Source organism: Planobispora longispora (assembly GCF_016863135.1).
Lineage (GTDB): Bacteria > Actinomycetota > Actinomycetes > Streptosporangiales > Streptosporangiaceae > Planobispora > Planobispora longispora.
Window position 1 is genome coordinate 1 of the sequence record NZ_BOOH01000010.1, and the last position, 15,638, is coordinate 15,638.

9 protein-coding genes are annotated in these 15,638 nt (G+C 73.1%); 2 read left to right on the top strand and 7 right to left on the bottom strand.

All coding sequences use genetic code 11. From position 1 onward, the window contains the following. From Plo01_RS04930 to Plo01_RS04955, 6 genes are all read right to left on the bottom strand, one after another. Nucleotides 1–820 (bottom strand): YveK family protein (locus Plo01_RS04930; RefSeq protein WP_373871668.1); only part of this gene is annotated, 820 nt, incomplete at its 3' end. Further along, the gene (locus Plo01_RS04935; RefSeq protein WP_203889289.1) at nucleotides 817–1,995 is read right to left on the bottom strand and encodes a glycosyltransferase; all 1,179 of its coding nucleotides are present in this window, start codon (nucleotides 1,993–1,995) and stop codon (nucleotides 817–819) included. The genes Plo01_RS04930 and Plo01_RS04935, both read right to left, overlap by 4 nt. Then, complete coding sequence (locus Plo01_RS04940; protein ID WP_239315894.1) at nucleotides 1,992–2,711, bottom strand: polysaccharide deacetylase family protein; 720 nt, start codon at nucleotides 2,709–2,711, stop codon at nucleotides 1,992–1,994. Before Plo01_RS04940 ends, Plo01_RS04935 begins: the two co-directional genes overlap by 4 nt. Further along, entirely contained in the window at nucleotides 2,708–4,408 is a 1,701-nt protein-coding gene (locus Plo01_RS04945; RefSeq protein ID WP_203889290.1) for a lipid II flippase MurJ, read from the bottom strand. Before Plo01_RS04945 ends, Plo01_RS04940 begins: the two co-directional genes overlap by 4 nt. Next, nucleotides 4,405–5,727 carry an O-antigen ligase family protein gene (locus Plo01_RS04950; RefSeq protein WP_203889291.1) on the bottom strand — a complete coding sequence of 441 codons (1,323 nt, stop codon included), beginning with the start codon at nucleotides 5,725–5,727 and terminating at the stop codon, nucleotides 4,405–4,407. Before Plo01_RS04950 ends, Plo01_RS04945 begins: the two co-directional genes overlap by 4 nt. 29 nt (nucleotides 5,728–5,756) lie before the next feature. After that, nucleotides 5,757–7,376: a sugar transferase gene (locus tag Plo01_RS04955; protein WP_203889292.1), complete on the bottom strand. Its 1,620-nt coding sequence runs from the start codon at nucleotides 7,374–7,376 to the stop codon at nucleotides 5,757–5,759. An 863-nt stretch (nucleotides 7,377–8,239) separates the two neighbouring features. On the opposite strand from Plo01_RS04955, the gene Plo01_RS04960 reads away from it, so the two are divergent. Beyond that, nucleotides 8,240–13,129 (top strand): NAD-glutamate dehydrogenase, encoded by a 4,890-nt coding sequence (locus tag Plo01_RS04960; protein WP_203889293.1) that lies wholly within the window; start codon nucleotides 8,240–8,242, stop codon nucleotides 13,127–13,129. 131 nt (nucleotides 13,130–13,260) lie between these two features. Here the strand turns inward: Plo01_RS04960 and Plo01_RS04965 are convergent, their stop codons facing one another. Beyond that, complete coding sequence (locus Plo01_RS04965) at nucleotides 13,261–14,331, bottom strand: DUF8094 domain-containing protein (RefSeq protein ID WP_203889294.1); 1,071 nt, start codon at nucleotides 14,329–14,331, stop codon at nucleotides 13,261–13,263. A gap of 127 nt (nucleotides 14,332–14,458) precedes the next feature. On the opposite strand from Plo01_RS04965, the gene prfB reads away from it, so the two are divergent. Beyond that, complete coding sequence (gene prfB / locus Plo01_RS04970) at nucleotides 14,459–15,577, top strand: peptide chain release factor 2 (RefSeq protein WP_203889295.1); 1,119 nt, start codon at nucleotides 14,459–14,461, stop codon at nucleotides 15,575–15,577. Nucleotides 15,578–15,638 lie beyond the last annotated feature (61 nt).

The window sequence follows — 15,638 nt, forward strand, 5'->3', positions numbered from 1 at the left end:
CTTTGGACCCGGCCCCGGCTCCGGCTTTGGACCCGGCCCCGGCTCCGGCTTTGGACCCGGCCCCGGCTCCGGCTTTGGACCCGGCCCCGGCTTTGGACCCGGCCCCGGCTCCGGCTTTGAACCCGGTCCCGCCCCCGGATCGGGGCTCGGCGCGCGGTCCCGGCCGGGGCACGGGCGGGACCGGGGATCCGATCCGGTCCCGGCGCGCTCTCACGGCCCGCAGGAGGTCGCGGGCGGCGGGCAGCCTGACCGGGGGCGCCAGGCAGACGAGACCGCCGATCAGGACGCCGGTCGCCGCGCCGACCGCCATGGCCAGCGCCGGCACGGGGGAGGACGGCGAGGCCGGAGGCAGGGCCCTGGTGAATCCCGCCAGCCGCACCCGGGTGTTGCCCGACTGGTGGTTGGCGTAGGTGATCAACGCCTCCGCCACCGCGTTGGCCTGGTCCGCCGCCTCCTGCGGTCCGGAGGCGGAGGCGTTCAGCCACACCAGGGGGGCGTCCGGGGAGGCCGCCGCCCGGACCGTGTCCCGCAGCCGTTCGGCGGCGGCCAGGGGGAGGAACGCCTCGCCCGCGGTCACCGCCAGGATCTCGGGCTGGACGGCGATCCGGGCGTAGGCCTGGGCGAAGTCCACCGCCTGCGCCGTCCCGGCCGGGTCGGCCGGGACCACCACGACGTAGGCGTCGGCACTGTAGACGGGCTCTCTCACCAACGAGAAGACCAGGCCCGCCAGCGTTCCGAACAGTACGGCGACCGCCAGCGGCCACCAGCGCCGGGGCGCGGCCGCCCGCGGCGTCCCGGCCCTGCTCGCGGACCCGTTCACCGGTGCTCCTCCTGCTCGACGGAGTTCGCGGCGGAGTTCGCGGCCGGGCGCCCGGCGGGGTGCCCGGCGGGATCCGCGGCGGCCGGGACGGCGGGACCGAGGACGCGCGCGTACAGGGCTTCCAGCTGGGCGGCGTGGCGGCGGATGTCGTAGTGCGCGACGGCGCGGGGCGGCGGGAGCCGTACCGGTCCGGCGGCGGCGAGGGTGCGGAGCTCGGCGCGCAGGTGGTCCGGGTCGGGCAGGATGCGCCGGGCTCCGGGGACGGCGTCCGAGGGGAGCTCGTCCAGGGCGGGACAGGAGGCGTACAGCACGGGCAGCCCCGCCGCGAGCCCCTCGACGATGGCCAGGCCGAACGTCTCCTCCTGCGACGGGGAGGCGAGCACGTCCATGGCCGACAGCAGGGCGGGCATGTCCATGGACTCGCCGGCGAAGACCACCCGCCGCTCCACCCCCAGCACCCGGGCGAGGTCCTCCAGCGTCCCGCGCGCGGACCCGGCTCCGGCCAGCAGGAGGACGGCCTCCTCGAAGCCCTTCACCGCGTGCAGCAGGACGTCGAAGCGTTTGCCGGGCTCCAGCCGTCCCACGCCGCCCACGACGAAGGCGTCCGGGGCGATGCCCAGCCGCGCCCGCGCCCGCAGGCCGAGGCGGGGGTCGTGGCGGAAGGCCGCCCCGTCGACGCCGTTGGGGATCACCTCGATCCGGGAGCGCGGCACCCCCCACCGGACGAGCCGCTCCGCCACGGCGCGGGAGACCGCGATGGTCACATCCCCCATGGACGCCGTGGCCCGGTACAGCGCGCGGACCCCCACGGTGGCGCGGCGTCCCTCGATGGCGGACTCCCCGATCGAGTGCTCGGTCGCGACGACGGCGGGGACGCGCGCGAGCCGCGCGGCCACCCTGCCGTAGACGCAGGCGCGGTACAGGTGCGTGTGGACGATGTCGTAGCGGCCCGACCGCATCAGCCGGACCAGCCGGCCCACGGCACGCAGGTCCAGGTTGCCCCGCATGTCCAGATGGTGGACGGGGGTGCCCTCGGCCCGGATGGCCTCGGCGACGCCACCGGGATTGGTGAGCGCGGCGACCTCGCACCGCGCGGTCAGGTGCGGCAGCAGCGCCCGCAGCTGCTGCTCGGCCCCGCCCGCCGCCAGGCCCGTGATGACGTGGAGCACCTTCATCGGGAGCGCCCCCACTGCAGGCGGTGGCGGGCGCGCTTGGCGCGCATCCGGAGCGGCCCGTCCCGGTCCCCGACGTAGGTGCGCGCCAGCGCGTGCCGCCCGCTGTGCTCGGACTTCCAGATGGCGCAGGCGTAGGAGTATCCGGCCGCGCGGACCGCGTCCACCTCGCGGGCCCCCGCGAGCCCGTACGGGTAGGCGAAACCGGTGACCTCGCGGTCGAGGACGTCCTCCAGGAGCATCCGGCTCTCCTTGAGCTCCAGCTCCAGCCCCGCGTCGTCGGCCATCTCCAGGAAGGTGTGGTTGACGGTGTGCGAGGCCACCTCCATGCCCGCGGCGGTCACCTCGCGGAGGTCCTGCGCGGTCATCAGCGGTTTGCGCGGGCCGTCCGGGTCCCACACGTTGTGCCCGCCCAGGTGCCCGGCGACCGCGAACACGGTGGCGGTGAAGCCGTGCCGCAGCAGGATCGGCACCGCCTCGGAGGCGAAGTCGGCGTAGCCGTCGTCGAAGGTGAGCCCGACCATCCCGCGCGCCTGCCCGGACGCCTCGGCGGTGAGCAGATCGCGCATCGACACCCCGCGCAGCCCCTGCCGTCTCAGCCAGGCCATCTGGGCGGCGAAACGCCGGGGGGAGACGGTGACCAGGAGCGGGTCGCTCCTGTACTCCGCCACCGAGTGGTACATGAGCACGTACGGCATCACCGCCGTGTGCCTGCTCATAGCCGCTTCCCCGCTGGTGTGTAGCCGATCATTCTCGCGATCTCCTTGGATCCGGTGGCTGTCGCCACGACGATGAACACGGAGCCGACCGTGACCGCGCCGAGCGCCAGGGCGGCGACGGCGGGCAGTCCGGTCAGGACGGGACGGACGAGCCAGCCGGCCCCGGCGGCCGCCGCGGCCGCGAGGGCGGGACGGCCGAGGGCGGCCAGGACGACGTGTGTGCCGAGCCCGCGGAGCCCGCGGAGCCCGCGGAGCCCGGGCAGCAGCGCCGCCGCGGTGAGGGTGATGCCCGCCGCGTTGGCGGCGGTGATCCCCGCGGTCCCCCAGTGGGGGGTGGCGACGGCGGCCAGACCGGCGGTGACGGCCAGGCCCGCGGCCATCGCGCCCGCCGGGTACCAGGACGGCCGCTCCGCGCAGAAGAACACCCGGCACAGGACCCCGACGACGGTCTGCCCGAGCAGCCCCACGGAGTAGACGCGCACGATCTCGGCGGTCGCGGCCGTGTCCGCCGGGGTGAACGCCCCCCGCTGCAGGAGCAGCGCGACGATCTCGGGGGCGAACGCGACGAGGAGGGCGGAGGCGGGCAGCACGATCATCCCGGCCAGCGCGAGGTCGGCGGCGATCCGGCGGCGCGCCGCGGCGATGTCCCCCGCGGCGATGCTCCGCGCGAGCGCCGGGAACGTCACCGTGGCGACGATGAGCGAGAGCGTCATCGGCACCTGGGCGATCTTCTGGGCGTAGTTCAGGTGCGAGATGGAGCCGGCCGCCAGGGAGGAACCGGCGAAGCGCTCGACGAAGACCTGGCCCTGGCGCAGGAGGGTGAACAGGGCGATCGGCGCGAACGCCCCCAGCAGGATCGAGGCCCCGGCCGCCGTCCGGCGGGGCGGCCCGACGTGCCGCAGGAAGCCCGGGATCTGCACCGCGACCATCAGGGCTCCGCCGCACGCCACCCCGAGGGCCGCGGCGGCCACCCCGAACCGGTCGTGGCAGGCGAGGACGGAGGCGATGATGCCCGCGTTGTAGGCGACGTAGATCGCCGCGGGCGGGCCGAACACCTGCCGGGCGCGCAGCGCCGCGCTCAGGTAGCCCGCCAGCCCGAACATCAGGACCGTGACGGAGGTGATCCGCGTGCACCCTACGGCGAGCGCGGGGTCGGCCAGGCCGGGGGCGAGGACGCCGACCAGCCACGGGGCCGAGAGCGCGGTCACCCCGGAGACGAGGACGAGCCCGGCCAGGACGCGGGGGAGCGTGGCCGTGACCGCCTCCCGGATGACGCCGGCGTCCGCCGCCCGGCTGAACAGGGGGACCAGGAGGAACGCCATCGCCCCCTCGATGAGCAGGGGGGCCGCGGTCTCCGGCACGGTCCACGCCACGAGGAAGGCGTCCGTGCTGCCGGTCGCGCCGAAGATCTGGGCGACGAGCAGGTCCCGGCCGAACCCGAGGGCGGCGCCGAGCGCGACGAGCGCCGCGGTGACGGTGAAGGCGCGCAGGAACGGGCTGTCCCCGCGTCCCGGCCTCCGGTGCCGCCCGGGGGTCCACGTCCGGACCCGGTCCCGGCTCCACGCTCGGTTCCGGATCCGGTTCCAGGCCCGGTTCCGGTTCCACGTCCGGCTCCGCTTCCGGCCCCGGCCCCGGATCCGGTCGTGAGGCCGGTCGGCCTCCCGGTCCGGGAGGACGGGCGATCGGGTCAGGGTCATGAGGCGGCCCACCACAGGGCGGTCCCCAGCATCACGGACGTGACCAGCGTCGGCGGGCCGCCGATGTCCGAGTAGAGGAAGTCGACGAGCTGCCAGGCGAGGAATCCCGACGCGGCCAGGCCCGCCGCGCGGTCCCAGGGCGATCGGGTACGGCGGGCGCGCCGCACGCACCAGACCGTCACGCACCCGAGGAAGAGGCAGAAGGCCGTGGCCCCCACGAGCCCCTGCTCGCTGAGCACCAGGAGGTACATGTTGTGCGGGGACAGCAGCGGCTGCCGCTGGAAGCCACTGGCCGGGTCGGCGGTGTCGCTGCCCGACGACAGGTGGAGCGGGGCGCGGGAGTCGCGGAGGGCCGGGAAGGACCGCGGTCCCGCGCCGGTGACGGGGTCGTCCCGCCAGATGCCCGCGGCCGTCTCCCACAGGCCGTAGCGGTCGCTGACGGACCGGTCCGGCTCGGTGACCGAGGAGCCGATCGAGGTCAGCCGGTGGCCGAGCGTGTCCGGTCCCGGCCCCCCGTCCCCGGCGAGTCCCAGGGCCGGGGCGCCGACGAGCAGGACGCAGGCTGCCGCGGCGAACAGGCCGGTGCGCGCCGCGGTCCGCAGGCCGTACGTCACCAGCATGACCGCCGCTGCGCAGCCCACCGCGAGCCAGGCGCCCCGGCTCAGTGAGAACACCAGCGGCGGCGCCAGCAGCGCCGCCCCGGCCAGGGCCGCCGCCCGCCGCCGGCCCCGCAGGGCCAGGCCGAGCGCCAGCGCGACGATCAGCCCGTGGCCGACGACCGTCGCCATGCCCATCACGCCGGTCGCCCCGAAGGTCCCGACGGCCCGGATGCTCTCGCCCGCGTACGAGGCGCCGTTCCCGGTGAGCGCCTGCCAGGATCCGACCGCCCCCTGGATCAGGGCGGTCCCGCAGACCGCGCCGCCCACCAGCCACAGGTCCACCCGGTCCCGCAGCACCGCGACGACGGCCAGCGGGACCAGCACGAAGACCTGGAGGTAGCGGGCCAGTCCCGGCAGGCTCGCCACGATGTCCTGCGAGGCCACGGTGGCCGCGGTCACGCCGACCACCAGGGGGGCCGTGATCCAGGCGCGTCCCGGCAGCGTGCGGCCGGACGCGAGGAGGGCCGCCGCGGCCGTCACGACCAGGGCGACCGACGCGACGTCGGCGGGCGTCACGTCGGAGGCGGTGGTCAGGTCGTCACGTTCCCGGGGCACGCAGACCAGGAGCACGGTCGCGGCCGCCAGAACGCTCGGCCTGCGCCACACGGCTCTCGCGCCTTCGACGTCCGTCACCGCTTCTGCGCCCTTGACGTCCGCCACCGCTCCTGGGCTCCCGACGCCCGCCACCGCTAGCTTCCACCGGGGCGGAGCGCGGACGCGGCGGTGCGCAGGACGATCTTCATGTCGGACCGGAGCGTCCAGCCGTCGATGTAGTGGTTGTCGAACCGCGCGCGGTCCTCGATGGAGGTGTCCCCGCGCAGCCCGTGGATCTGGGCCCAGCCGGTGAGCCCGGCCGGGACGCGGTGGCGGTCGGCGTAGTGCGGCAGCGACGCGGAGAAGCGGTCGACGAAGAACGGCCGCTCGGGCCGCGGGCCGACGACGCTCATGTCGCCCCGCAGGATGTTCCAGAGCTGGGGAAGCTCGTCCAGCGAGGTCCTGCGCAGCAGCCTGCTCACCGGCCTGACGCGCAGGTCGCCGGCGATGCTCCAGCGCGTCTCGGACTCGTGCGGGTCGCCGGGCCTGAGCGTGCGCAGCTTGAGCAGCTCGAAGCGGCGGCCGCCGAGTCCCACCCGGCTCTGCCGGAACAGCACGCCGGGCCCGTTCTCGCAGCGCACGGCCAGGGCGCACGCGGCGATCACCGGCGCGCACACGACCAGGCCCGCCAGGGCGAGGGCGATGTCCAGGCCCCGTTTCAGCGGCCAGGTCGGCCGGGCCTGCGGGAGGGGGCGTATCCGCAGGACGGGCAGGCCCCAGATGTGGTCGCGCGGCGCCAGGAAGTCGGTGAGGACGTCTCCCGGCTCGGGGGCGAGGAAGACCTCGCAGTCCAGGTCCCTGGCGGTCCTGGCCAGGCGGCGGGCCGCCGTGCCGGCGCCGGGGGCCGGGGTGATGATCACCGCGCGGATCCGCCGGGCGCGCACGATGTCGGCGAGCCGCTCGGCGCGGCCGAGCACCGGCACGGCGCCCGGTTCCGGCGCCGTTCCCGTTCCCGGCGTCGGCGTCGTTCTCACGCCCGGGGTCGGCGGCGGGACGGGCACCGGGAGCCGGGCCGGTCCCGCCTCCGGCGCCAGCCGGTCGTCGATGAAGCCGACCGGCGCCATGCCGTACTCCGGGTGGTCGAGCAGGGTCGCCGCGAGCCGGTGGCCGTGGGGTCCGGCGCCGACCAGGAGGGTGGGCCTCGCGCCCGGGCCCGCCAGGCGGCTCCGGGCGGCCGCGTAGGCGGCCCCCCGGACGCCGCACGACAGGACGGTGTGGAGGATGACGGCGACCGTCCAGCCGTGGAGCCCGCTGGCGGGCGAGGCCCCGGCCGGGACGGGGACGAGGAACGGGGCGAGGAGCGGGGCGAGCGCCATGGCGACGGCCCCGCCCCCCGCGAGGGGCAGCAGGTCGTCCAGGACGGAGGGGGCCAGGCGCGGCCGGTACAGGCCGAGGGCGGCGTTGACCGCGCTCAGCAGGATCACGGCGATCACGGCCACCGTGGCGGACGGCGCGATGGCCGCCGCGACGGCCGCCGTGCCGGACGCGGCGGCGGACGGTGCGACGGACGACGTGGTGGCCGCCGCGACGGTCACGGCGGTGGCCGCGCAGGCGGCGTCGGCCGCGGGCAGGCTCAGCGGGGAGAGCGGCCGCCGGCCGGAATCCGGCCGCCGCGCCTCCCCCCGGTGAGGAATCCGCTGGTCCGGAACCGTCTCGCGGGAGGCGCTTCCGGTCGCGTCGCGGGCCGGGCGGCTATCCCTGATGGTCGCGGTCATCGGCGTCTCCGTAGCTGGTTCCCGCATCCGCGATCAACCCGAGTCCGGTCAAGATTCCCCCATGTCGACAGCTCCCACCGATGCCGGAAAACGATCGGCGAGACCCTGAGCGATTGATTTCTTCCGTGCTGGACGCGCGTTTCAATAATGCGCGGAGGCATTCGGCGTAATGCGGATGCCCCAGTTCTGCGATTTCCAGATGCTAGCGAGGGGGGCACCGCTAATCTCGCATCTGAACCGGTGGCCGTGTACGGCGGTCGCGAGCTCCGGATGACCCCTCTTTTTACGCGCGCATACCGGACCGGCCGGGAATTAAAGCGCGACTCCGGTGGGCCCATGTTTTCGCCGCGACCGGATACGGAAAGGCGTGCCCCGCGGGCGAGGCGGTGGAACGGTTCGGGACCGGCGATGGTGACGGGCCGTCACATTGACGTTCTCCATCTTTTCGGGTGGTATCAGGAGCGGTGCCTCATCTCGGTCAACGAGGATCGAAGGGGCACCGTTGGAGGTGTTGTGGCACGGGCCCTACCCGGAGGGTGGAGGTTGGGCGGCGAGAGGACGTGTCCGTTTCGCGGGTGCGAACCCGCATTGTGGGATGCTTGTCCCACCGTCTACTCCCGGCGAGGCGTCACTGTCCGTGACCGCGCGGCTTCCGACCTCCCGCCGCCGACGGCGAGGGATCACGGGTCACACGACGATCCGCGGCGGCTTGCCGAAGATTTGCCCGCCCCCCGCGGGGCCGCCGCGACGATGCGGGCGTCCGGCGCCCGGAAGCCGGGCATCACCGTCTTCTTCCCGGGAACTACAGCCTGACGTAGGTCCTGATAAAACCGCAAAACCCCTCACAAAGGAGTGAGAGCGACATGCCGCTCGACGAGGCCAAGGACGAGCTGCTGAGGAGTGCCGCGGAGAGATGCGCGCACACACCCGGCAGCGAACACAGGAACGTTGAGGAGGTGCTCGCCTTCCTCAGGCTCTACTACCGGCATGTCGCTCCAGAGGACCTCCTGGACCGTGACCCGGTCGACGTGTACGGCCCGGCCACGGCCCACCGCCAGCTCGCCGAGATCCGCCCCCAGGGCCGGGCTCTGGTGCGGGCCTACACCCCCACCCTGGAGGAGCACGGCTGGGACCCCGGCGGCTCGGTCGTCGAGGTGGTCACCGACGACATGCCCTTCCTGGTGGACTCCGTGCGGATGGAGCTCGACCGCCACGAGATCGGCATCCACCTGGTGATCCACCCGCAGATGCGGGTGCGCAGGGACCTGACGGGCAGGCTGCTCGACCGCGACCAGGAGGACGTCACCGGGCAGATGCTCGCCGAGTCCTGGATGCACTTCGAGATCGACCGTCAGGCCGACCCGTCCGTGCTCCGGGAGCTGGAGACCGACCTGCAGCGGATCCTGGCGGACGTGCGCTACACCGTCGAGGACTTCGCCAAGATGCGGGCCCTGGCCGTACAGACCGCCGAGGGCCTCGCGCTCAACCCGCCGCCGCCCCTGGACCCGGCCGCGGTGGAGGACGGGCTGGAGCTGATCCGCTGGCTGGCCGACGGGCACTTCACCTTCCTCGGCTACCGCGAGTACCGCCTGGAGCGGGGAGACGACGGCGACGAGCTGAACGCGGTGCCGGGGACCGGACTGGGCATCCTCCGCCACGACAAGGTGGGTTCGAGCAGTTTCTCCTCGCTCTCGCCCGAGCTGCGCGCCAAGGCCCGCGAGAAGCAGCTGCTGATCATCACCAAGGCCAACAGCCGCGCCACCGTCCACCGCCCCGCCTACCTGGACTACGTGGGCGTCAAGACCTTCAACGCCGAGGGCGAGGTCGTCGGCGAGCGGCGCTTCCTGGGCCTGTTCACCCACTCGGCCTACAACGAGTCGATCACCCGCGTCCCGCTGCTCCGGCGCAAGCTCGCCGAAGTGCTCGACCGGGCCGGGATCGCCCCCGACAGCCACGACGGCAAGGACCTCGTCGAGATCCTGGAGACCTTCCCCCGGGACGAGCTCTTCCCCACCTCGGTCGCCCAGCTCCTGCCGATCGCGCTCGGCGTGCTCCGGCTCCGCGAGCGCAAGCAGGTCAAGATCTTCCTGCGTCCGGACGACTACGGCCGGTACATCTCCTGCCTGATCTACCTGCCGCGCGACCGCTACACCACCAAGATCCGCATCAAGATGCAGGAGCTCCTGGTCAAGGCGCTGGGCGGCACGACGTCCGACTACAGCGCGATGATCGGGGAGTCGGCGCTGGCCCGCCTGCAGGTGGTCGTGCGCGGAGAACGGGGCAGGCCGGTGTCGGCCGCCGGGGTGGACCTGGAGGAGCTGGAGGCCCGGCTGGCCGCCACCACCCGCTCCTGGGAGGACGACCTGGGCGCGGCCATCGCCGAGCTGAGCTCGGAGGAGGAGGCCCCCCGGCTCATCCGCCGGTACGCCACCGCGTTCCCCGAGGGGTACAAGGCCGACTTCCCGCCCCGGATGGCCGTGGCCGACCTGCGGCGGCTGGAGACGCTCGCCAAGACGGGCGACGAGATCGGGATGAACCTCTACGAGCCCTACGAGGCCGGGGAGGGGGAGCGCCGGTTCAAGCTCTACCGGATCGGGGCCCCGGTGTCCCTGTCGCGCGTGCTGCCGCTGCTGCAGCGGATGGGCGTGGAGGTGGTCGACGAGCGTCCCTACGAGATCGACCGCGCCGACATGCCGGACGCCAAGGACGCCTGGATCTACGACTTCGGCCTGCGCTACACCCCCTCGGCGGAGGTGGACAGGGACGAGTTCAAGCGGCTCTTCCAGGACGCGTTCGACGCGCTGTGGCGCGGCCGGGTGGAGAACGACGGCTTCAACGGGCTCGTCCTGGCCGCCGGGCTGACCTGGGAGCAGATCGACATCCTGCGGGTCTACGCCAAGTACCTCCGCCAGGCCGGCACCACCTTCAGCCAGGACTACATCGAGCGCGTTCTGCTGGGCAACGTACGGCTCGCGCGGCTGCTGGTGCGGCTGTTCGAGGCGCGGCTGGACCCGCACCGCTCCGGCGAGGTCCGCGTCGAGCTGGCCGACGCGCTGCACGAGGAGATCCTCGGCGCGCTGGACGACGTCGCCTCCCTGGACGAGGACCGGATCCTCCGCGCCTACCTGGAGATGATCCGCGCCACGCTGCGGACCAACTACTTCCAGACGACGGACTCGGGACGGGGCGGGGAGCGCAAGCCGTACATCTCGCTGAAGCTCGACTCGCCCTCGATCAGCGTGCTGCCGCTGCCCCGGCCGAAGTTCGAGATCTTCGTCTACTCGCCCCGGGTCGAGGGCGTGCACCTGCGCTTCGGCAAGGTGGCCCGGGGCGGCCTGCGCTGGTCGGACCGGATGGAGGACTTCCGCACGGAGATCCTCGGCCTGGTGAAGGCCCAGATGGTGAAGAACACCGTCATCGTGCCCACCGGCTCCAAGGGCGGCTTCGTCGTGAAGAGCCCGCCGAAGTCGGGCTCGCGGGAGGAGGTGCTGGCCGAGGGCGTCGCCTGCTACCGCATCTTCATCTCCGGTCTCCTCGACATCACCGACAACCTGGTCAACGGCCAGGTGGTCCCGCCCGCCGACGTGGTCCGGCACGACGAGGACGACACCTACCTCGTGGTCGCCGCCGACAAGGGCACCGCGACGTTCTCCGACATCGCCAACGCGGTGGCCAAGGAGTACGGCTTCTGGCTGGGCGACGCCTTCGCCTCCGGAGGCTCGATCGGCTACGACCACAAGGCCATGGGCATCACCGCCCGCGGCGCCTGGGAGTCGGTCAAGTACCACTTCCGCACGACGGGCGTGGACATCCAGACCACCGACTTCACCGTGGTCGGCATCGGAGACATGTCCGGCGACGTGTTCGGCAACGGCATGCTGCTCTCCCAGCACATCCGGCTGATCGCGGCCTTCGACCACCGGCACGTCTTCGTCGACCCCGACCCCGACGCCGCGCGCAGCCACGCCGAGCGGGCCCGCCTGTTCGAGCTGCCGCGCAGCTCGTGGGAGGACTACTCGCCGACGCTGATCTCCGACGGCGGCGGCGTCTGGTCGCGCACCGCCAAGTCGATCCCGATCTCGCCGCAGATGCGCGCCGCGCTCCGCATCCCGGACGCGGTGACCGCGCTGGCCCCGAACGACCTGATCAGCGCCATCCTCAAGGCCCCGGTCGACCTGCTGTGGAACGGCGGCATCGGCACCTACGTCAAGGCGTCGGTCGAGTCGCACGCCGACGTCGGCGACAAGGCCAACGACGGCCTGCGGGTCGACGCCTCGCAGCTGCGCTGCAAGGTGATCGGCGAGGGCGGGAACCTGGGCCTGACCCAGCTCGCCCGGATCGAGTTCGCGCTGAACGGCGGGCTGGCCAACACCGACTTCATCGACAACTCCGCGGGCGTGGACACCTCCGACCACGAGGTGAACATCAAGATCCTGCTGGACCGGGTGGTCCGCGACGGCGAGCTCACCGACAAGCAGCGCAACGAGATCTTCCTCGACATGACCGACGAGGTGGCGCGGCTGGTGCTGCGGGACAACTACGACCAGAACGTGGTCCTGGCCGCCGCCCGCGCGCAGGCCGCCGACATGCTCCACATCCACGCGCGCTACCTGCGCCGGCTGGAGCGCGCCGGGCTGATCAACCGGGAGCTGGAGTTCCTGCCCTCGGACAAGGCGCTCGCCGAGCGCCGCCAGGCCGGGCTCGGGCTGACCGCGCCGGAGTTCGCGGTGCTGCTGGCCTACACCAAGCTGGTGGTGGACGCCGAGATCCTCGCCTCCGACCTGCCCGACGACCCCTACCTGGCGTCGTGGCTGGTGTCGTACTTCCCCACGCCGCTGCGCGAGCGGTTCCGCTCCTTCATGGACGACCACCCGCTCCGCCGGGAGATCATCACCACCTGCGTGGTGAACGACCTGGTCAACTCCAGCGGCACCACGTTCATGTTCCGCATCGGGGAGGAGAGCGGCGCGTCCTCGCCGGACATCGCCCGCGCCTACCTGGTCGCCAGGGAGGTCTTCGACCTGCCCAGCTTCTGGCTGGCCGTCGAGCGCCTCGACAACAAGGTGGACACGGCCACCCAGATCGCCATGGAGCTGGAGGCCCGCAAGCTCTGCGAGCGCGCCGCCCGCTGGCTGGTGGGCAACCGCCGCCCGCCGCTGGACCTGGCCTCCACGGTGAGCTTCTTCTCCAAGGGCATGAACGGCCTGCTCGCGCACCTGCCCAAGCTGCTGACCGGGTCGGACCTGCTGGCGTTCGAGGAGCGCCGTGACATGTTCATCGCCCGCGGCGTGCCGCAGGACCTGGCCGAGCGGGTCGCCGCGATGGTCCCGGCCTACTCCACCTTCGACCTGGTGGAGATCTCCGCCGTGACCGGGCGTCCGGTGAACGAGGCCGCCGAGGTCTACTTCGACCTGGCCGACCGGCTCCAGCTGGCCGCGCTGCGCGAGCGGGTCATCGCGCTGCCCCGGGACAACCGGTGGAACTCCATGGCCCGGGCCGCGCTCCGCGACGACCTGTACGCCGCGCACGCCGCGCTCACCCGGGACGTCCTCGTGCACAGCGAGCCGGGGCTGGCCCCGGAGGAGCGGCTGGCGCACTGGGCCGACGCGAACTGGGCGGCGGTGGCCCGGGCCCGGCAGACGATGTCGGAGATCTGGGAGAGCGACAACTTCGACCTGGCGACGCTCTCGGTGGCGCTGCGCGCGGTCCGCACGCTGGTGGCCTCCACCAGCCTGCCGCACAGGGAGTCCTGAGCCGGGATCCCCGCCCTGCAAGGAGTTCTGAGCCGCGATCCCCGCCCTCTCTCCTCCCGGCGGAGGGGGAGGGCGGTGGATCTTCCCGTACGGCGGCCCGCCCTCCCTCCCCGGCGGAGGGGAGGGCCGGGTCAGGTGACGAAGACCTTGGTGACGCCGCCGGTGTAACCGATGACCCGGGCGGCCTTGCCGCTGCTCTTCGGCGGGACCGTGCTCACGTACTGCTGCGTCTCCACGATGCGCAGCTCCTCCTGGGCGCGCCGCTCCTCCCCGGAGTCATCGCGCGGGGCCAGCCCGCGCGCCTCCTCGGGCATCCCGATGGGCAGCCCGCAGGGGTGGATCTCGGCCGTCTCCGTGGTCGTCCTGATCAGCGAGTACATGATCAGGGCGCCGCCGTCCGCGGTGCGCAGCGCGCGCACCGGGTAGCCGGCCGCGGCGAAGATCGACTCGTAGCCGCGGCAGTCGTTCGCCTTCGCCTCCGCCCGCTTGTCCGCGATCTCGGTGGCGTGGGCGGTGGTGTGCGGGCCCTCGGCGATCAGTCCGGTGGCGAACCCCGCCGAGCCCTCCTCGGCGGTGGTCGCGTGGAGCGGCGCCATCAGGCGGGGGCTGATCTGCACGGTGGAGTCGTCGTCGCCGAGCGCGGTCGCGTACCCCTCGGCATCCCGGGTGATCTCCGGGAGCGGCTCCTCGAGGAGCGACAGGGAGCTGATCTGCCAGACGTCTTCGCCTTGCTTGGACAACGTCAGCATCACCGGGTGCGTCTTGCCCGAGGCGTCGCGGCGGTCCGCGACCGCGGCGAACCAGACGGGCCCCCGCTCCAGCCTGGGGACCAGCAGGCGCGGCTCGCCCCAGGTGTGGCGGGGAGGGGACGCGCCCGTGTTCTTCGCCTTCTGGAAGGAGGCCTGGAGCAGCGCCAGATGCCCGTCACGGGACTGCTTGAGCAGGTTGTTCCGGTCGGCGAGCAGCCGGGGGGTGGCCGAGCCCAGGACCCCGTCGGCGGCCAGGACCTCCTTCAGCGCCTTGCCCGCCTCGGCCATGGTGAGCAGCGGAGGGACGGGAGTGGCCGGGACGGTGGCCCCGCCGTCCGTGCGGCCGGGCCCGGGGGCCGTCTCGCCGGAGGCGGTGCAGGCCGTGACGCCGGTCGTCAGGGCGGCCATGGTGAGTGCGAGCGCGAGCAGGCCTCGCCGCCCATGTCCCCGCACGCTCGCCTCCTGATGATCCCCGTCGCGGCGCCCAGCCTAGGGAGTGTTCACACCGGACACACCCTAGCCACGATGAGTGCCTGAGCCGTACACAACGGGGTGTCACGGTCGCGTACCCTTTACAGACGTGGCACTCAACGATCCGACAGAAGAGATCAACGAGCTTACCGGCACGCTGAACGGCATTCAGGACGTGCTGGACCTCGACGCGATGCGCAAGCAGATCGAGGAGCTGGAGGATCAGGCCGCAGCCCCCGACCTGTGGAACGACCAGGAGCGGGCGCAGAAGGTCACCAGCAAGCTCTCCTATCTGCAGGGCGAGGTCAACAAGATCGAGGCCCTCGGCCGGCGCCTGGAGGACGTGGGCGTCCTCTACGAGCTCGCCGAGGCCGAGGACGACCCCGACACCCGCGAAGAGGCCGACCGCGAGCTGACGGCGCTCAAGGGCGAGGTCGGCGCGCTGGAGGTCCGGACCCTCCTCTCGGGCGAGTACGACGCGCGTGAGGCGGTCGTCACGATCAACTCCCAGGCCGGCGGCGTGGACGCCGCCGACTGGGCCCAGATGCTCCTGCGGATGTACATCCGGTGGGCCGAGCGCAAGGGCTACCCGACGGAGGTCTACGAGACCTCCTACGCCGAGGAGGCCGGGATCAAGTCGGCGACCTTCACGGTCAAGGCCCCCTACGCCTACGGGACCCTCCGCGGCGAGCACGGCACCCACCGCCTGGTCCGGATCAGCCCGTTCGACAACCAGGGCCGCCGCCAGACCTCCTTCGCGGGCGTGGACGTGGTCCCGGTCGTGGAGACGACCGACCACATCGAGATCAACGAGGACGACCTGCGGGTCGACGTCTACCGTTCCTCGGGTCCGGGCGGCCAGGGCGTCAACACCACCGACTCGGCGGTCCGCCTGACCCACCTGCCCACCGGCATCGTGGTCTCCTGCCAGAACGAGCGCTCCCAGCTGCAGAACAAGGCGACCGCGATGGCGGTCCTCCAGTCCAAGCTGCTGGAGCGCAAGCGCCAGGAGGAGGCCGCGGCGCTCAGCGAGATCCGGGGCGAGTCGACCACCTCCTGGGGCACCCAGATCCGCAACTACGTGCTGCACCCGTACCAGATCGTCAAGGATCTGCGGACGGGCACCGAGGCGGGCAACCCCAGCGCGGTGCTGGACGGCGACCTCGACGAGTTCATCGAGTCGGAGATCCGCTGGGCGCGCCGCCAGGAGACGGGCGGGGAGGCCTAGGACGGAGGGCCTGAGCGGTCCTCAGGCCCTCGTGAGAGGTCTCGCCGGGCGCTTCGAGCCC